We start from the raw sequence: 17,985 nt of genomic DNA, 5'->3' as shown, positions 1-17,985 counted from the left end.
TTGATTTTCACCCACCCCGCATTTCCTTTTTTTACGGCCGATTATTCCACTGAACCCGATCGTTTCAGGCGTGATTATTTCCCTGCATCGGAATCCATTATTTCCGTAATATTTCACGTCGGTGACGCTTGTTTTTCTCCCTTTCAGCCGGCAAATCGGCTGAAATGCCAAAAACCCGCCGATGATTTCACAAAAAATTAATCCACGCTTATCCCTTGTGAGCACTGAAGATAATCGGCATCTGAATGTCCCGCGGCCGGTCAATATTCCACTTCAGGGTTGTCAGATAACGTCAGTGTGCTACGGTATGGCCTGCTTAAATTTCAGCGGGAACGACAGGATAATATTAGATATTTCAACCAGGATTTAATGACTGCATGGCTATTAAGCTCGAAGTAAAAAATCTCTATAAAATATTTGGCGACAATCCGGATCGCGCGTTTAAATATATTGAAAAGGGTGCGACCAAAGATGTCATTCTTGAGAAGACCGGGCTCTCCCTTGGCGTAAAGAACGCCAGTCTGGCCATTGAAGAAGGCGAGATATTCGTCATCATGGGGTTATCCGGTTCAGGAAAATCGACCATGGTTCGCCTTCTCAATCGTCTGATAGAGCCGACGCGCGGCCAGGTGATTATTGACGGTGTCGATATTGCCAAAATATCAGCCAGCGAACTGCGTGACGTGCGCAGAAATAAAATCAGTATGGTATTCCAGTCATTTGCTTTGATGCCGCACATGAATGTATTAAATAATACGGCATTTGGCATGGAATTAGCGGGAGTCGCACTGGCTGAACGCCAGGAAAAAGCACTGGAAGCGTTACGTCAGGTCGGGCTGGAGAATTATGCGCACGCTTACCCGGATGAACTTTCCGGAGGGATGCGGCAGCGCGTCGGATTAGCCCGCGCACTGGCCATCAATCCCGACATCTTATTAATGGATGAGGCCTTCTCCGCTCTGGATCCGTTGATTCGTACTGAAATGCAGGATGAACTGGTTAATTTACAAGCCAGGCATCAGCGCACCATCGTCTTTATTTCCCACGATCTTGATGAAGCGATGCGTATTGGCGACCGTATTGCCATTATGCAGGGCGGCGAAGTGATACAGGTTGGTACGCCGGATGAGATCCTGAATAATCCAGCCAATGACTATGTCCGCACCTTTTTCCGCGGCGTCGATATCAGCCACGTATTCAGCGCCAAAGATATCGCACGTCGTAGCGCGGGAGCGTTGATCCGCAAAGCGCCAGGTTTCGGCCCGCGCTCCGCCATTAAGCTGCTGCAGGATGAAGACCGCGACTACGGCTACGTGCTGGAGAAACAGAAGTTTCTTGGCGTGGTCTCCACCGACTCGCTGAAAGCCGCGCTGGCAGCAGGTCTGGGACTCGATAGCGCCCTCCTCGACTCGCCAGCCGCGGTGCCCGCCGATACCTCACTGAGCGATCTGCTCTCGCACGTCGCTCAGGCGCCCTGTGCGGTGCCAGTGGTCGGCGAGGAGAATCAGTATGTCGGTATCATTTCCAAAAGCACGCTATTGCGCGCGTTAGATCGTGAAGGAGCCCAGCCATGAGTCAGGAAACCACCAATCCGTGGGATAGCGGCACCGCCGCCAGCAGTCAGGCTGCGCCCACCAGCAGCGGCGGTGCCGATGCCTGGGGCACGCCCGATGGCAGCGCGACACCCGATGCAGCCAGCAGCAGTGACTGGCTCAACAGCGCCCCTGCGCCCGCGCCGGAACATTTCAATATCATGGATCCGTTCCACAAAACCTGGATCCCGCTTGATCACTGGGTGACTACCGGCATCGACTGGGTGGTCAACCATTTCCGCCCGCTGTTTCAGGGTATCCGGGTACCGGTTGACTATATTCTCAGCGCCTTTCAGCAGCTGTTGCTGGGGATGCCCGCGCCGGTAGCGATTCTGGTGTTTGCGCTAATCGCCTGGCAGATCGCGACGCCCGCCATGGGCATCGCCACGCTGGTATCGCTGATCGTGATTGGCGCAATTGGCGCCTGGTCGCAGGCGATGGTCACGCTGGCGCTGGTGCTTACCGCGCTGATGTTCTGCATTCTCATCGGCCTGCCGCTGGGGATCTGGCTGGCCCGCAGTGAACGGGCAGCGCGTATCGTACGTCCCTTGCTGGATGCGATGCAGACAACACCCGCCTTTGTCTATCTGGTGCCGATTGTGATGCTGTTTGGTATCGGCAACGTGCCAGGCGTGGTGGTCACGATTATCTTCGCCCTGCCACCGATTGTGCGTCTGACTATTCTCGGCATTAAGCAGGTGCCCGCCGATCTGATCGAAGCGAGCGAATCCTTTGGTGCCAGTCCGCGTCAGCTGCTATTCAAAGTGCAGTTGCCGCTGGCGATGCCCACCATTATGGCGGGCGTTAATCAGACCCTGATGCTGGCGCTGTCGATGGTGGTGATCGCCTCGATGATCGCCGTGGGCGGACTCGGTCAGATGGTCCTGCGCGGTATTGGCCGTCTCGATATGGGGCTGGCTACGGTGGGTGGCGTGGGGATTGTGATCCTTGCCATTATCCTTGACCGTCTGACCCAATCGTTTGGTCGCGATAGCCGCAGCCGCGGTAATCGTCACTGGTATCACACCGGCCCGCTGGGCCTGATCTTCTCTCCTTCGCGTAAAAAATAATCTGTCGGGCGGTGCCTGCGCGCCGCCCATCCTGACGCGACATCTGAAATAAGGAATGACTATGCGCAACAGAGCCTCTCTGCTCGCCGCCGTGGTAACCACGCTGGCCGTTTCACACGTCTCCGCTGCCGATCTGCCGGGCAAAGGTATTACGGTACAACCCATACAGAGCACTATCGCTGAAGAGACTTTTCAGACCCTGATTGTCAGCCGCGCGCTGGAAAAACTCGGCTATCAGGTCAGCAAGCCGAGTGAAGTGGATTACAACGTTGGCTACACCTCTATCGCCGCCGGCGACGCCACCTTTACCGCGGTGAACTGGCAGCCGCTGCATGACGACATGTACAAAGCCGCCGGTGGCGATCAGAAGCTCTATCGTCAGGGCACCTACGTTACCGGTGCCGCCCAGGGTTATCTGATTGATAAGAAGACCGCCGAGAAATATCACATCACCAATATCGAACAGCTGAAAGATCCTAAGATCGCCAGCCTGTTTGACGCCAACGGCGATGGCAAAGCGGATATGACCGGCTGTACGCCAGGCTGGGGCTGTGAAGCGGTGATTAATCATCAGAACAGCGCCTTCGGTCTCAGTGATACCGTGACCGCCAATATGGGTAACTATTCGGCGATGGTGGCGGATACGCTGGCGCGCTACAAACAGGGTAAACCGATCCTTTATTACACCTGGACGCCCTACTGGCTGAGCGATGTGCTGAAGCCGGGCCGCGATGTGGTCTGGCTGCAGGTGCCGTTCTCTTCGCTGCCTGGCGAACAGAAGGATGTGGATACTAAGCTGCCAAACGGCGCGAACTACGGTTTCCCGGTTAACACCATGCACATCGTCGCCAACAAAGCCTGGGCGGCGAAAAACCCGGCGGCTGCCCGTCTGTTTGCGGTCATGAAGCTGCCCATTACCGATATCAATGCTGAAAACTCAGCAATGCATGCCGGACAAAACTCAGAAGAGGCGATTAACCGTCATGTGGATGGCTGGATTAAGGCGCATCAGGCTGAGTTCGATAAATGGATCAGCGAGGCGCAGGCCGCCGCGCAATAACCTGAAAACATTTCCGCCCCGGGTGGTTGATAAAAGTGCTGGCTCAGTGAGCATACGCTTTTAGTCGGGCAGTTATCTGAGGGCAGAAATTTTTCTGCCCTTTTTTTATGCCTGCTTTCCCGACTGGTATGGCCTGTTAATAAACATGCGTGTGAAATAGTTTTTTGAGTTACTATTAACCTCAAATGATTATTAGCGACCGATGCTGTTTATGAATGCGACTCGCCAGGGTCTGACGCCTGCTTTAGTAATGCTGATGTCAGTAGCAACCGGCCTCTGCGTAGCCAGTAATTACTACGTTCAGCCATTACTGAATACCATCGCCCAACAGTTTGATCTCTCTGTCAGCCTCGCCGGATTTATTGTCACCACGGCGCAGCTGGGCTACGCCTGCGGTCTGCTGCTGCTGGTGCCGCTTGGCGATCGGTTTGAACGACGCAGCCTGATTGTTACGATGATCCTGCTGGCTGCTGCGGGCATGGTGATTATCGCCCTTTCGCACTCCTTTCTCTTTTTACTGCTGGGCACGGTGATGACCGGCCTGTTCTCGGTCGCCGCACAAATCCTGGTGCCGCTGGCCGCCACGCTGGCAGAGCCGGAGCGGCGCGGCAAAATAGTGGGGACGGTAATGAGCGGTTTGCTGCTTGGGATTTTGCTGGCGCGCACCGTGGCAGGCGGCCTGGCGCAGCTTGGCGGCTGGCGTACCGTTTACTGGACTGCCAGCCTGCTGATGGTGGTGATGGCCCTGGCGCTGTGGCGATCGCTGCCGCGCGTGAAACAGTCTGTGCCCATGAGCTATCCGCAACTGCTGGCCTCCATCTTTCGCCTGTATGCCGGTAATCGGGTGCTCCGCACCCGCGCCTGGACCGGCTGCCTCTCCTTTGCCAATTTCAGCCTGCTGTGGACCTCAATGGCCTTTCTGCTCGCCGGGGCGCCCTATCACTTCTCAGAGGGCGAGATTGGCTTGCTGGGGCTGGTCGGTGCCGCGGGTGCGCTGGCCGCACGTCAGGCGGGCGCGCTGGCTGACAAGGGTAAAGCGAAGCTGACCACCCAACTGGGCCTGCTGCTTATGCTGCTGTCGTGGGCTGCCATTGCGTGGGGCGCGGAGCAGCTTGCGCCGCTGATCGTCGGCATCCTGCTGCTGGATCTGGCGGTACAGGCCGTCCATATCACCAATCAAAGCGTGATCTACGCGCAGATGCCGGAGGCGCGGAACCGTCTTAATGCCGGTTACATGACCAGCTACTTTATGGGTGGCGCGGCCGGCTCACTGCTCTCCGCGACCGCTTACCATCTTTGGGGCTGGTATGGCGTCTGTGGCGCTGGCGCGCTGCTGACTGTGGTTAATCTGCTGATTTGGGCAACCGGATCGCGCTTTGAGCCGGAAAAAATCAACTGAAGCCTGGCCGGACAGCGCATTGCGTCTGGTCACAAATGGTTAGGTTTGTTATGGTTAGTAGCAAACCTATTCACTTCAGTTATTTTTCCCCGCGATATTATTAAATTTGCCCCCTTTTTGATCACGTTCCGGCACAGCGGCTGCCGCCGGACGTACGGGTTTTTGACCCAGGGCCAGGGAATGGCCTGGAATACCTTTGATGGTGAATAGTGATTCTGTCAGCGATCACCTGCCAAAAAGTGACTACGCTTATCCTGTCACCATAGTTATTATACAAGTTGCAATTAGTGAGGTTTTTTTTAATGGAAAGTTCGTTTACTCCCATTGAGCAGATGCTAAACATCCGTGCCAATCGCCATAAGGATTTTCCGTTGCAGGAAATTATTCTGACGCGTCTCTGTATGCATATGCAGGGTAAACTGCTGGACAACCGTAATAAGATGCTGAAAGCACAGGGTATTAATGAAACCCTGTTCATGGCGTTGATTACGCTGGATGCACAGGAAAACCATAGTATTCAGCCCTCTGAGCTCAGCTCTGCCCTTGGTTCTTCGCGCACCAATGCCACGCGCATTGCTGATGAACTGGAAAAGCGCGGCTGGATTGAGCGTCGCGAAAGCGATCACGACCGTCGCTGCCTGCACCTGCATCTGACCGATAAAGGGATGGAGTTCCTGCGTCAGCTGCTGCCACCTCAGCATCAGAGCCTGCAATACCTCTGGTCTTCGCTCTCCGTCGATGAGAAGTCACAGCTGGAAGGCATCACCCGTAAGCTACTTAATCGTCTTGATAAAATGGATGAAGATCAGCTGATCGCCTCGCTTTCCCGCTAATAGCAATAAGTGCGACACAATCACCTGTCGGAATCGTTATTTTAATTTCCTTTTTTATCTGGCCAGCGCTCAGTCGCTGGCTTTTTCGACTCGGGCGCTGGCGAAAAGGGATTTCTGCCGCCCGACTAAATGGAAAACGTGGAGAAAGACATGAGTGCAACGGCAGAAGCACAAAGCCCGCAACCGTCAGCCAACAAAAAGAAGAAGCGCAAAAGTGTGCTCATCGTGCTGGCGTTGATCTTTGTGCTGATTGGTATTGCCTGGGGAGTTTACTGGTTCCTGGTCCTGCGCCATTTTCAGGAAACGGATGACGCCTACGTTGCGGGTAACCAGGTGCAGGTGATGGCACAGGTCTCCGGTAGCGTAAATAAAGTCTGGTTTGAAGATACCGATTTCGTCAAAAAAGGCGATGTGCTGGTTTCACTGGATAAGACGGATGCGGAGCAGGCGTTTGAAAAAGCGCAGACGGCACTTGCCACCAGCGTGCGTCAGACGCATCAGCTGATGATTAATGGTAAACAGTATAAGGCCAGCATTACCTTGCAACAGACCGCTCTGGCGCAGGCACAGGCCGACCTGAAACGCCGTGAGCCGTTAGGCGCGGCTAATCTGATTGGCCGTGAAGAGTTGCAGCACGCCCGCGATGCCGTCGCGACGGCCAAAGCACAACTGGACGTGGCGATTCAGCAATACAATGCGAATCAGGCGATGATCCTCAACACCTCACTGGAAAATCAGCCTGCCGTGCAACAGAGCGCGGCTGAGCTGCGTGACGCCTGGCTGGCGCTGCAGCGCACCGAAATCCGTAGCCCGATGGATGGTTTTGTCTCCCGTCGCAGCGTGCAGGTCGGTTCGCAAATCTCCACCAGCACCCCGCTGCTCGCCGTCGTGCCTGCAACGAATCTGTGGGTCGATGCCAACTTTAAAGAGACCCAGCTGGCTGGCGTTCGTATTGGTCAGCCTGTCACCGTGGTTGCCGACATCTACGGTGACGAAGTGGTTTATCAGGGCAAAGTTGCAGGACTGGATATGGGCACCGGCAGCGCCTTCTCACTGTTGCCGGCACAGAATGCCACCGGTAACTGGATCAAAGTGGTTCAGCGCCTGCCAGTTCGTATCGAACTGAATCAGGAAGATATCGCCAGACATCCGCTGCGTATTGGCCTCTCAACGCTGGTTAAAATCGATACCACCAGCAAAGAGGGCAGCGCGCTGGCCACCAGCGCCCGTCAGCAAGCCGCTTACAGCAGCAACGCACTGGCGATTGACCTTGCGCCGGTCAATCAGCTGATCACCGATATCGTCCGCGCCAACGCCGGATGATGACGCGGAGGCTGTAATGGCACAAAAACCGCTTGAAGGAATGCCGCTGGTCCTGATGACCATTGCGCTATCGCTGGCGACGTTCATGCAGGTTCTGGACTCGACCATCGCCAACGTGGCTATCCCCACGATTGCCGGTAATCTGGGGGCGTCGAACTCCCAGGGAACCTGGGTGATCACCTCGTTTGGTGTGGCCAATGCGATCTCGATCCCGCTGACCGGCTGGCTGGCAAAACGCATCGGTGAAGTGAAGCTCTTTACCTGGTCGACCATTCTGTTTGCTATCGCCTCCTGGGCATGCGGCATGTCAGACAGCCTGGAGATGCTGATCTTCTTCCGCGTCATTCAGGGGATCGTCGCGGGTCCATTGATCCCGCTGTCGCAAAGTCTGCTGCTCAACAACTATCCGCCCGCCAAGCGCAGTGTTGCGCTGTCGCTGTGGGCGATGACGGTGATCGTCGCACCGATCTGTGGCCCGATACTGGGCGGCTGGATCAGCGATAACTATCACTGGGGCTGGATCTTCTTTATCAACGTGCCCATTGGTGTGGCGGTGGTGATACTGACGCTGCAAACCCTGCGTGGACGGGAAACCAAAACCGAAATCCGGCGGATCGATATGGTCGGGCTGGTGCTGCTGGTGGTGGGGATCGGCTGTTTGCAGGTGATGCTGGATCGCGGAAAGGAGCTCGACTGGTTTAACTCGTCCGAGATCATCGTGCTCGGGGTAGTGGCCGTGATTGCGCTGTCAGTCCTGCTGGTGTGGGAGCTGACTGACGATCACCCGATCATAGATCTGTCGCTGTTTAAGTCGCGCAACTTCACCATTGGCTGCCTGTCGATCAGTCTGGCTTATATGCTCTACTTCGGCTCGATTGTTCTGTTGCCGCAGCTGCTGCAGGAGGTCTACGGCTACACCGCAACCTGGGCCGGTCTGGCGTCTGCGCCGGTGGGCATTTTGCCGGTGATCCTGTCGCCGATCATCGGACGCTTTGCCCATAAGCTCGACATGCGACGGCTGGTCACGTTCAGCTTCATTATGTATGCCGTCTGCTTCTACTGGCGCGCGTATACGTTTGAACCGGGAATGGACTTTGGTGCCTCAGCCTGGCCGCAGTTTATTCAGGGCTTTGCCGTGGCCTGCTTCTTTATGCCGCTGACCACCATTACGCTGTCGGGATTGCCGCCGGAGCGCATGGCCGCAGCCTCCAGCCTGTCGAACTTTATGCGTACCTTTGCAGGCTCGGTGGGAACGTCGATTACCACCACCATGTGGAGTAACCGCGAGTCGATGCATCATAGCTACCTGACGGAGTCGATTACCCCTTACAACGTCAATTCGCAGCAGATGTATAGCCAGCTGGAGAGCATGGGGATGACGCAGCAGCAGGCGTCGGCCTGGATCGCGCAGCAGATTACTAACCAGGGACTGATTATTTCAGCGAATGAAATTTTCTGGGCGTCGGCGGGGGTCTTTTTGATTCTGCTGGTGCTGATCTGGTTTGCCCGTCCGCCGTTTAGCGCAGGCGGCGGTGGCGGTGGTGCGCACTGATGTGACAAAGCAAAACGGGCCTTTCGGCCCGTTTTTTTATGCGTTCTGACGCCACCATTCGGCGAGCAGTACGCCGGTTGCGACCGAGACGTTAAGGCTTTCTACGTTGCCGGTGCCGCCAATCGACAGGCTCATGTCACCCTGTTTGAACGCGGTATCAGAGAGACCTTCACGCTCCTGCCCTAACACCAGCACCATTTTCTCGGGCAGCTGAGCCTGCGCCAGCGGCGTGCCCTGATGGCTGGAGGTGGTGACGATGGTGTAACCCGCTTTACGGAACGCTTCCAGACCTTCACTGAAGGTTGCGCCGCTGATGGCCTGCACATGCTCAGCACCGCCTTCTGCGGTACGTACCGCTGCGCCGGACTCCAGCAGTGAGGCGTCGTTCACCAGCAAACCTTTTACGCCAAAGTGCGCGCAGCTGCGCATAATCGCGCCGAGGTTATGCGGGTTGCTGACATCTTCCAGTGCCAGCACGCAATCTTTGGTATTCGCCTGGCTCAGCCATTCAGAAACCGCCATACCCATGCGCTTTTTGATCAGGAAGCAGACGCCACCATGATGCTCAGTGCCTGACGCTTTGGTAATCTCAGCATCTTCCACGACGTGATAGGCTTTGCGGTTAGCCGCCAGCCAGCGCAGCGCTTCGCGGAAACGCGGTGTCACTTCCTGCACGAACCAGGCGCGAACAATCGCTTCAGGACGGCTCTGGAACAGCGCCTGACAGGCGTTCTCACCATAGACGCGCGTCTCTTCGTTACGCTGACGACGGATCTGCTCGGGATCGACGAAGCTCTTGCCGCTGATGCCGCCGTGATCCGGCTTATCGCTTTCGGTTGCCGGACGATCTGCTGATGGCGCGCGTGACACGGTGCGCCACGGGGAATCGCTGCTGCCATAGGCGCCGCGATTATCATCGCCACGATCGTTGCGGCGGCCTGCGCCATCGTCTGAACGGCGTGGAGCGCCACGTCCGCCTTCATCACGACGCGGTGAACTGCTGCGACCGGTGTCGTCGCTGCGACGGCCAGCGGAGCGACCACCTTCCTGACTGCGTTCAGTACGGGGGCCAGACGAACGACGATTATCATCCGAACGGGCAGCAGCGTGACCACCTTTGCCTGTACGAGGATTAGGCGCGCGCGCGCTTTTATCGTCCTCGCCACGCACGTACATCACCTTAACCTTACCGCTCTTGCCTTTAAATTCGTCGTTCATGTCTTCCTCCTGCATTGAGAGCGCGCAGATTACCTGATGTGCTGGCGCTTAGCTATCAACTATTGAACCTATAGAGCAATCCAGATTGAGAGGGAATCCGTCCCCTTTCATAATGAACAATATTTACCAGACTGACACTTTTCAACATCAGAGGTTCCTATGAATACGGTATGCGCTTCCTGTCAGGCAACCAATCGCGTTCCTGAAGAACGCCTTGCCGACGTGGCGAAATGTGGTCGCTGTGGAAATGCGTTATTTGATGGCGAAGTGGTGAATGCCACCAGCGCTAACTTTGACAAATATCTGCAGGATGATCTGCCGGTGGTGATCGATTTCTGGGCGCCCTGGTGTGGTCCCTGTGTCAATTTTGCGCCGGTGTTTAAAGATGTCGCCAGTGAACGCAGCGGTAAAGTCCGCTTTATTAAAGTGAACACCGAAGCGGAGCCGGCCCTGAGCGCCCGTTTCAACATTCGCAGCATCCCGACCATCATGCTGTTTAAGAACGGCGAGCGGGTCGACATGCTGAATGGCGCGATGCCTAAAGCGCCTTTCAATGAATGGCTGGATGAGTCACTTTAATCTTCAGAGGCCAGCCTGGCTGGCCTTTTCCTTTTCGCCTGCGCTTCGATTACACTGACGTTTTTCCTGCCCTGAATACTCATGTCTGATAATGCTGTTTTGCGCTTGCGCACCCAACGCCTGGCCCGATCTACCCGTCCTTTCCTCGCGCGCGGGAATCGGGTCATCCGCTGTCAGGGCTGCCTGCTGCCAGAGATCAACTGTCTCTGCAGTCAGATCGTGCCGCAGTCCGCCCGTAGCCGCTTCTGCCTGGTGATGTTTGATACCGAGCCGATGAAGCCGAGCAACACCGGCCGGCTGATTGCCGATATTCTGCCGGAAACTCAGGCTTTTGGCTGGTCACGCACCGAGACGGATCCGCTGCTGCTGGCGGCGGTGCGCAATCCCGATTATCAGCCGCTGGTCGTTTTCCCGGCATCCTATGCCGACCCCGGTCGCGAAGTGCTGACAACGCCGCCCGCCAGTGGCAAGCCGCCGCTGTTTATTATGCTGGACGGCACCTGGACCGAAGCCCGCAAAATGTTCCGTAAAAGCCCCTGGCTCGACGCCCTGCCGGTGATGTCGCTGGATGTCAGCACCCCGTCGCGCTATACGCTGCGTGAAGCCCACGGCGCAGGTCAGCACTGCACTGCTGAAGTGGCCGCGGCGCTGCTGGCGCAGGCGGGCGATCGGCTGGCGGCTGAGGCGTTATCTCACCATTTTGATCAGTTCCGCGCGGCCTATCTGACAGGGAAACCGCACCACGCCGGACAGGATTAATCGCCCTGTCACCTCCTGGCGGGAGCGTCCCTGCGGTGACAGAGATTAAAATCGGGATGCGCAGCCTGCGATCTGCCCGGAAGCACTGCCAGCAAAAAGCGTTTACAATCACGCAAATCCCGAACTCTGGAGAGCGAGATGAGCCAACGCGGACTGGAAGCGCTGTTACGACCTAAATCAATTGCGGTGATTGGTGCCTCGGTCACGCCAGGGCGCGCCGGATACTTTATGATGCGTAACCTGCTGGCGGGCGGTTTTAGCGGCCCGGTGTTGCCGGTGACGCCGAAATATAAAGCGGTCAGCGGCGTACTGACCTGGCCCACTATCGACAGCTTACCTTTCGCACCAGACCTGGCAGTGATCTGCACCCACTCAAAACGTAACCTCGAACTGCTGCAACAGCTCGGGGAGAAAGGCTGCAAAGCCTGCATTATTCTCTCTGCGCCCGCCAGCCAGTCTGCCGAACTCAAAGCCTGCGCCAGCCAGTGGCAGATACGTCTGCTGGGCCCGAACAGTCTTGGACTGCTGGCCCCCTGGCAGGGATTGAATGCCAGCTTCTCGCCAGTGCCGATAGAGAAAGGCCGTATCGCATTTATCTCCCAGTCCGCCGCCGTATCCAACACCATTCTCGACTGGGCGCAGCAGCGTAATCTCGGATTCTCCTGGTTTATCGCGCTGGGTGACAGTCTGGATACCGATGTCGATGATCTGCTCGACTTCCTGGCTCGCGACGGTAAAACCAGCGCTATCCTGCTCTATCTTGAGCACCTCAGCGATGCGCGTCGTTTTGTTTCTGCCTCACGCAGCGCCTCCCGTAATAAACCGATTCTGGTGATCAAGAGTGGTCGCAGCCGGGAAGCACAGGCGCTGCTGGGCACCCACAGCGGTCTGGACGCCGCCTGGGATGCAGCCATTCAGCGTGCCGGGTTACTGCGGGTGCAGGATACCCATGAGCTCTTCTCCGCCGTTGAGTCGCTGAGTCATATGCGGCCGCTGCGTGGCGACAGGCTGATGATCATCAGTAATGGTGCCGCCCCCGCCGCGCTGGCGCTGGATGAGCTCTATGCCCGCAACGGGAAACTGGCGCAGCTCAGCGAGCAGACGATTCAGCAGCTCGAGGCGCTGTTGCCCGCTGGCGCAGGCCGCGGCAACCCGCTGGATTTAAAAGATGACGCCACAGCAGAACGTTATGCCGCCTGCACAGAGATCCTGCTCGACAGCCATGAACTTGATGCATTGATGATTATTCATGCGCCAAGCGCGGTCGCGCCCGCGACTGAAACGGCCGGACATCTGATCGACACCATCGCCCGTCACCCGCGCGGTAAGCTGGTGACGCTGCTGACCAACTGGAGCGGCGAGTTCTCTTCACAAGCCGCGCGCCGAGCCTTTACGCAGGCGGGGATACCGACCTGGCGCACGCCAGAGGGAACGGTGACCGCTTTTATGCATCAGGTTGAGTACCGCCGTAACCAGAAGCAGCTGCGCGAAACCCCTGCCCTGCCCGCCACCCTGAACCTGGACAGTGCCCATGCACACCAGCTGCTGTCACAGGCGCTGGAGCGTGGTGTTACTGCGCTGGATACCCACGAAGTGCAGCCGGTGTTGCAGGCTTACGGGATGGCCACGCTGCCGACCTGGATCGCCAGCGACAGTAAGGCGGCAGTGGCGATTGCCGATCAGATTGGCTATCCGGTGGCGCTGAAACTGCGTTCACCCGATATCGCGCATAAATCGGAGGTGCAGGGCGTGATGCTCTACCTGCGTAATGCCAGCGAAGTGGAGCATGCCGCTGAGGCCATTTTTGATCGGGTAAAACAGACGCTGCCACAGGCACGTATCGAAGGGCTGCTGGTTCAGAGCATGGCGAGTCGTGCAGGCGCACAGGAGCTGCGGGTCGTGGTCGAACAGGATGCCCTGTTTGGCCCGATCATTATGCTGGGGGAAGGCGGCGTTGAATGGCAGGCCGATAAACAGGCTGCCGTTGCCCTTCCCCCGCTGAATATGACGCTGGCACGCTATCTGGTGATTCAGGCGATCAAGAGCGGAAAAATCCGCAGCCGCAGCGCGCTGAATCCGCTGGATATCCCCGGTTTAAGCCAGTTGCTGGTGCAGGTCTCTAACCTGGTGGTGGATTGCCCGGAGATCCAGCGACTGGATATTCATCCGCTGCTGGCGGCGGGCAATGATTTTACCCTGCTGGATGTCACCCTGACGCTGGCTCCGTTCCACGGCGATAACGAAGCACGGCTGGCAATACGTCCTTATCCTCAGCATCTGGAAGAGCAGGTGGAGTTAAAGGATGGGCAATTCTGCCTGTTCCGGCCCATTCTGCCAGAGGATGAGCCCCTACTGCGCGATTTCATCAGTCAGGTCACCAAAGAAGATCTCTACTACCGCTACTTCAGTGAAATCAGTGAGTTTACTCATGATGATCTCGCCAACATGACCCAGATCGATTATGACCGCGAGATGGCGATTGTGGCGGTACGTCAGCATCATGGGCGCCCCGAGATCATCGGCGTCACCCGCGCTATCTCTGATGCAGATAACATTGATGCGGAGTTTTCGGTGCTGGTCCGTTCCGACCTGAAAGGCTTAGGCATGGGCCGTCGTCTGCTGGAAAAGATGATCCGCTATACCCGGCATCACGGCTTGCAACAATTGAACGGTATCACCATGCCCCATAACCGCGGCATGATTACGCTGGCACGAAAGCTAAACTTTCATGTTGATATTCAACTGGATGACGGTATTGTCAGCCTGAAATTGTCTTTACAGAATGAGATCAACTAACCTTGTAGAGAAAGGTAAAAAACGTTCGAATCGGCGAAGTTGATGTTATTATTTGTGGTTATAACCCTGATTTGATGGCAAAAGGCCATGCAATGAACAGAGAAGAAGTGCACTGTGATGTTGTCTAAATTTAAACGTAACAAACACCAACAACACCTCGCACAGCTGCCGAAACTGTCACAATCCGTTGCGGATGTGTCGACACTTTACTCGCCTGCCGAATTTCGCCAGACGTTGCTGGAGAAGATTGCGGCAGCGCAGACTCGCATCTGTATTGTTGCGCTCTATCTGGAAAATGATGACGCCGGACGTGCCGTCATGGATGCGCTTTATAGTGCGAAGCAGGCGCGGCCGGAGCTGGATATCTCGATTCTGGTTGACTGGCACCGTGCGCAGCGTGGGCGAATTGGCGCAGCGCGAGGCGTAACCAATGCCGACTGGTATTGCGAAATGGCGACACGTTATCCGGATATTGCCATCCCGGTTTATGGTATCCCGGTCAATACCCGTGAAGCGCTGGGCGTGCTCCACCTTAAAGGGTTCATTATTGATGATATGCTGCTCTACAGCGGCGCCAGCATCAATGATGTCTACCTGCATCAGCATGATAAGTATCGCTATGACCGTTATCAGGTTATCCGTAATTCCCAGCTGACCGATACGATGTATGACTGGATCACGCTCAATCTGAAGTCAGCAGAGGCGGTAAACCGACTCGATTTTGCTGAGCGCCCCTCAAGTCCTGAAATTAAAAATGAGACACGCCAGTTCCGTCAGGACCTGCGCGGTTTCAATTATCAGTTTGAAGGGAATGCCGGCAACGATGAACTGACGGTCACGCCGCTGGTCGGTCTGGGTAAGCATAGCCTGCTCAATAAAACCATCTTCCACCTGATGCCCTGTGCGGAACAGAAGCTGATCATCTGTACCCCCTACTTCAACATGCCCGCCTTGCTGGTACGTAATATCATTCATCTTCTGCGGCAGGGAAAACAGGTTGAGATCATCGTCGGCGATAAAACAGCCAATGACTTCTATATTGCGCCCGATCAGCCGTTCAAAATCATCGGCGCGCTGCCTTACCTGTATGAAATCAATCTGCGTCGCTTTATGAGCCGTTTGCACTACTACGTTACGACCGATCAGCTGGTCGTGAGACTGTGGAAGGATGGCGAGAACAGTTATCACCTTAAAGGAATGTGGGTTGATGACGAATGGCAGCTGATTACCGGTAATAACCTCAATCCACGTGCCTGGCGGCTCGATCTGGAAAATGCGGTGCTGATCCACGATCCTCATCAGGAGTTAGCGGCTCAGCGTGAGAAGGAGCTGACGTTAATCCGGCAGAACACAACGGTAGTGACGCATTTCCGTGAGCTTGAGAGTATTGCTGATTACCCGGCCAAGGTGCGCAAGCTGATTCGCCGTCTGCGCCGGATACGTATCGATCGCCTGATCAGCCGGATTCTTTAATCGCTGCGGCCAATAAGGCATCTGCTATGCGAAGTGTGCTGCTTGCTGGGCTGTTGTGTAGTGGATGCGCCCATATGGCGGAAGATCAGTAGACCGGACGAGATAAAGCGGAGCATTTTGTCGCCTCTGCAGTCCTGGCCACAGCAGGCAGTGAATATGGGCAGCGCCAGCACCATTCTGACCGGCAAAGCCAGACTGTTTTCATTAACGCCTGGGGCGGGAAAAGAGTGGTATGACAGCCGCCCGAATGGCAGCGGCTGGAGCTGGAAAGATTTCGCCTGGGATGCCGCCGGTGCTGCCAGCGGCATTGCCCTGTGGAATCTGAGTCAGTAGCCTTCTCTGTTAAAGCTTAATCCCCTTACCGCGCTTGTGCAGCAACAGCGACACCAGAAATGCCACCGCGCCCATCGCTGAAACATACCAGAAGAAAGTCGTCTCAATCCCCTGCTGCTTCATCAGCAACGCAACATACTCTGCCGACCCACCAAAGATCGCATTCGCTACTGCGTAAGATAGCCCTACACCCAGTGCGCGTACCTGTGGCGGAAACATTTCTGCTTTAAGGATGCCACTGATGGCGGTGTAGAAGCTGGTAATCAGCAGCGCCAGCATGATTAACAGGAAAGCCACACCAGGGCTCTGCACGTTTTGCAACAGTGTCAGAATGGGGACCGTACAGATGGCCGCGCCCGCGCCAAAAATCATCATCGAGGTGCGACGACCGATTTTATCTGACAGGGCACCGATAATCGGCTGAATCAGCATAAAGACCAGCAAAGCACCGGTCATCAGGCCACTGGCCGTTTTAGGATCCATACCTGACGTATTAACCAGATACTTCTGCATGTAGGTGGTGAAGGTGTAAAAACTCAGGGAGCCGCCTGCGGTGAAACCCAGCACCATCAGGAAGGGACGAGTATGATTACGCAGTAACCCGATTACGCTACCCGCATCGCGATGTTCGCGGCTCGTCTTATCTGAGGTCTCTTCCAGTGAACGTCGTAACCATAATGCGACAACGGCGAGCAATGCGCCGAGGAAGAACGGAATACGCCAGCCCCAGCTTCGCAGTTCTGCATCCGTCAGCAGAAATTGCAGGACCACGACGGTGAGTACCGCCGCTAACTGACCACCTATCAGCGTGACATACTGGAATGAGGCGTAGAATCCTTTGCGTCCTTCCAGAGCCACTTCACTCATGTAGGTTGCGCTGGTCCCATATTCTCCGCCCACCGATAATCCCTGAAACATACGCGCCAGCAGCAGAATGACGGGCGCAGCCACGCCGATCGTTGCGTAACCGGGTAAGCAGGCGATCACCAGCGAACCAAAACACATCATGCAGACCGAAACCAGCATCGAATTTTTTCGGCCATGTTTGTCGCCGATATAGCCGAACAGCCAGCCGCCAATCGGACGCATTAAAAATCCTGCCGCAAAAACGCCCGCTGTCTGTAACAACTGAGTGGTGGTATCGCCCTGCGGAAAGAAAATGTGGGCAAAATAGAGTGAGAAGAAGGAGTAAACGTAGAAGTCGAACCACTCAACCAGGTTACCTGATGACGCGCCGACGATAGCCCAGATACGTTTCTTTGTATCATCCGTCTGAGTTTTATTATTTGTGGGTGCCATGCCTTACCTCTGTTCCTTGCTGATCAACAGCGTTTAAAGGAGTGAGTAAAGCATTTAAGTCTACTGAAGGTAAAGGCGGCGTAATCCGAGATTATTATTGTGAGCTATGTCGCTAATTATCGAAAAATCAGCGGGTTGCTGGTCATTCAGAAGTGAATAATGGGGAGTTAAGGGTGACATACCGCGTGCCTGCAGATCATATTTTCAGCTTAACGTGGCAAAGTGCAGACGTAAAAAAGCCCCGCACTTTCGTGCGGGGCTTCTTCACTTATTTAATGCCTGGCAGTTCCCTACTCTCGCATGGGGAGACCCCACACTACCATCGGCGCTACGGCGTTTCACTTCTGAGTTCGGCATGGGGTCAGGTGGGACCACCGCGCTAAAGCCGCCAGGCAAATCTTGGTGCACGAAACGAATCTTTTACGCCATGACCGCGTTGCCATCGCTCAGCCACACCGGTCACATACTTCAGTATGCTCCCGCTGACGTCCTCGCTCTGCGCCTTGTCACGCCGCAAAATCTTTCGTTTCCGCTAATTTTTATCCGGTACAGGCTGAAAATTGTGTCTCTCAAAAAACGCCTCTGGCGTTGTAAGGTTAAGCCTCACGGGTCATTAGTACCGGTTAGCTCAACGCATCGCTGCGCTTACACACCCGGCCTATCAACGTCGTAGTCTTCAACGTCCCTTCAGGACTCTCA

The 17,985-nt window shown here is 55.8% G+C and carries 13 protein-coding genes, 2 rRNA genes and 1 pseudogene; 12 read left to right on the top strand and 4 right to left on the bottom strand.

Annotated elements, in window-relative coordinates; all coding sequences use genetic code 11:
* Positions 1 to 377: 377 nt before the first annotated feature.
* The 7 genes from proV (at position 378) to emrB (ending at position 8,829) form a co-directional block, all read left to right on the top strand.
* On the top strand, positions 378 to 1,574 hold the full coding sequence (gene proV, locus ACO6VX_RS00080; RefSeq protein WP_010672155.1) for a glycine betaine/L-proline ABC transporter ATP-binding protein ProV: 1,197 nt from the start codon (positions 378 to 380) through the stop codon (positions 1,572 to 1,574).
* Entirely contained in the window at positions 1,571 to 2,662 is a 1,092-nt protein-coding gene (proW, locus tag ACO6VX_RS00075; protein ID WP_022624068.1) for a glycine betaine/L-proline ABC transporter permease ProW, read from the top strand. The genes proV and proW overlap by 4 nt, the downstream gene beginning before the upstream one ends.
* Before the next feature lie 61 nt (positions 2,663 to 2,723).
* On the top strand, positions 2,724 to 3,722 hold the full coding sequence (proX, locus tag ACO6VX_RS00070; protein ID WP_010257785.1) for a glycine betaine/L-proline ABC transporter substrate-binding protein ProX: 999 nt from the start codon (positions 2,724 to 2,726) through the stop codon (positions 3,720 to 3,722).
* 211 nt (positions 3,723 to 3,933) lie between these two features.
* Complete coding sequence (locus ACO6VX_RS00065; RefSeq protein WP_050679761.1) at positions 3,934 to 5,121, top strand: MFS transporter; 1,188 nt, start codon at positions 3,934 to 3,936, stop codon at positions 5,119 to 5,121.
* Positions 5,122 to 5,423: 302 nt separating this feature from the next.
* Positions 5,424 to 5,954 carry a transcriptional repressor MprA gene (gene mprA, locus ACO6VX_RS00060; RefSeq protein WP_003850381.1) on the top strand — a complete coding sequence of 177 codons (531 nt, stop codon included), beginning with the start codon at positions 5,424 to 5,426 and terminating at the stop codon, positions 5,952 to 5,954.
* Between the two features lie 150 nt (positions 5,955 to 6,104).
* Entirely contained in the window at positions 6,105 to 7,277 is a 1,173-nt protein-coding gene (emrA, locus tag ACO6VX_RS00055; RefSeq protein ID WP_422457346.1) for a multidrug efflux MFS transporter periplasmic adaptor subunit EmrA, read from the top strand.
* A gap of 16 nt (positions 7,278 to 7,293) precedes the next feature.
* On the top strand, positions 7,294 to 8,829 hold the full coding sequence (gene emrB, locus ACO6VX_RS00050; protein WP_010257793.1) for a multidrug efflux MFS transporter permease subunit EmrB: 1,536 nt from the start codon (positions 7,294 to 7,296) through the stop codon (positions 8,827 to 8,829).
* Positions 8,830 to 8,865: 36 nt separating this feature from the next.
* Here the strand turns inward: emrB and ACO6VX_RS00045 are convergent, their stop codons facing one another.
* Entirely contained in the window at positions 8,866 to 10,047 is a 1,182-nt protein-coding gene (locus tag ACO6VX_RS00045; RefSeq protein ID WP_010672152.1) for a tRNA/rRNA methyltransferase, read from the bottom strand.
* A gap of 159 nt (positions 10,048 to 10,206) precedes the next feature.
* On the opposite strand from ACO6VX_RS00045, the gene trxC reads away from it, so the two are divergent.
* From trxC to ACO6VX_RS00020, 5 genes and pseudogenes are all read left to right on the top strand, one after another.
* On the top strand, positions 10,207 to 10,626 hold the full coding sequence (gene trxC / locus ACO6VX_RS00040) for a thioredoxin TrxC (RefSeq protein ID WP_010257800.1): 420 nt from the start codon (positions 10,207 to 10,209) through the stop codon (positions 10,624 to 10,626).
* 81 nt (positions 10,627 to 10,707) lie between these two features.
* Positions 10,708 to 11,385: a tRNA-uridine aminocarboxypropyltransferase gene (locus tag ACO6VX_RS00035; RefSeq protein ID WP_422457344.1), complete on the top strand. Its 678-nt coding sequence runs from the start codon at positions 10,708 to 10,710 to the stop codon at positions 11,383 to 11,385.
* A gap of 138 nt (positions 11,386 to 11,523) precedes the next feature.
* Positions 11,524 to 14,181, top strand: coding sequence for a GNAT family N-acetyltransferase (locus ACO6VX_RS00030; protein ID WP_422457343.1), 2,658 nt, complete (start codon positions 11,524 to 11,526; stop codon positions 14,179 to 14,181).
* 117 nt (positions 14,182 to 14,298) lie between these two features.
* Positions 14,299 to 15,654, top strand: a complete 1,356-nt coding sequence (pssA, locus tag ACO6VX_RS00025; protein ID WP_029519515.1) for a CDP-diacylglycerol--serine O-phosphatidyltransferase — start codon at positions 14,299 to 14,301, stop codon at positions 15,652 to 15,654.
* 26 nt (positions 15,655 to 15,680) lie between these two features.
* Positions 15,681 to 15,987, top strand: a pseudogene (locus ACO6VX_RS00020) (YfiM family lipoprotein).
* A 9-nt stretch (positions 15,988 to 15,996) separates the two neighbouring features.
* Here ACO6VX_RS00020 and ACO6VX_RS00015 read toward each other — a convergent pair.
* From ACO6VX_RS00015 to ACO6VX_RS00005, 3 genes are all read right to left on the bottom strand, one after another.
* On the bottom strand, positions 15,997 to 17,286 hold the full coding sequence (locus ACO6VX_RS00015; RefSeq protein ID WP_010257813.1) for an MFS family transporter: 1,290 nt from the start codon (positions 17,284 to 17,286) through the stop codon (positions 15,997 to 15,999).
* A gap of 277 nt (positions 17,287 to 17,563) precedes the next feature.
* Positions 17,564 to 17,679: ribosomal RNA gene (gene rrf, locus ACO6VX_RS00010) — 5S ribosomal RNA — on the bottom strand.
* Positions 17,680 to 17,878: 199 nt separating this feature from the next.
* Positions 17,879 to 17,985 (bottom strand): 23S ribosomal RNA (locus tag ACO6VX_RS00005); the annotation flags it as partial.

It is taken from the genome of Pantoea sp. BJFS-204 (assembly GCF_049310725.1).
Classification (GTDB): domain Bacteria; phylum Pseudomonadota; class Gammaproteobacteria; order Enterobacterales; family Enterobacteriaceae; genus Pantoea; species Pantoea agglomerans.
This window is presented reverse-complemented; position numbering and strand designations above follow the sequence as displayed.

Coding starts and splice junctions, on each gene's coding strand:
- proV (WP_010672155.1), top strand. CDS start 378: ATGGCTATTAAGCTCGAAGTAAAAAATCTCTATAAAATATTTGGCGAC.
- proW (WP_022624068.1), top strand. CDS start 1,571: ATGAGTCAGGAAACCACCAATCCGTGGGATAGCGGCACCGCCGCCAGC.
- proX (WP_010257785.1), top strand. CDS start 2,724: ATGCGCAACAGAGCCTCTCTGCTCGCCGCCGTGGTAACCACGCTGGCC.
- ACO6VX_RS00065 (WP_050679761.1), top strand. CDS start 3,934: ATGAATGCGACTCGCCAGGGTCTGACGCCTGCTTTAGTAATGCTGATG.
- mprA (WP_003850381.1), top strand. CDS start 5,424: ATGGAAAGTTCGTTTACTCCCATTGAGCAGATGCTAAACATCCGTGCC.
- emrA (WP_422457346.1), top strand. CDS start 6,105: ATGAGTGCAACGGCAGAAGCACAAAGCCCGCAACCGTCAGCCAACAAA.
- emrB (WP_010257793.1), top strand. CDS start 7,294: ATGGCACAAAAACCGCTTGAAGGAATGCCGCTGGTCCTGATGACCATT.
- ACO6VX_RS00045 (WP_010672152.1), bottom strand. CDS start 10,047: ATGAACGACGAATTTAAAGGCAAGAGCGGTAAGGTTAAGGTGATGTAC.
- trxC (WP_010257800.1), top strand. CDS start 10,207: ATGAATACGGTATGCGCTTCCTGTCAGGCAACCAATCGCGTTCCTGAA.
- ACO6VX_RS00035 (WP_422457344.1), top strand. CDS start 10,708: ATGTCTGATAATGCTGTTTTGCGCTTGCGCACCCAACGCCTGGCCCGA.
- ACO6VX_RS00030 (WP_422457343.1), top strand. CDS start 11,524: ATGAGCCAACGCGGACTGGAAGCGCTGTTACGACCTAAATCAATTGCG.
- pssA (WP_029519515.1), top strand. CDS start 14,299: ATGTTGTCTAAATTTAAACGTAACAAACACCAACAACACCTCGCACAG.
- ACO6VX_RS00015 (WP_010257813.1), bottom strand. CDS start 17,286: ATGGCACCCACAAATAATAAAACTCAGACGGATGATACAAAGAAACGT.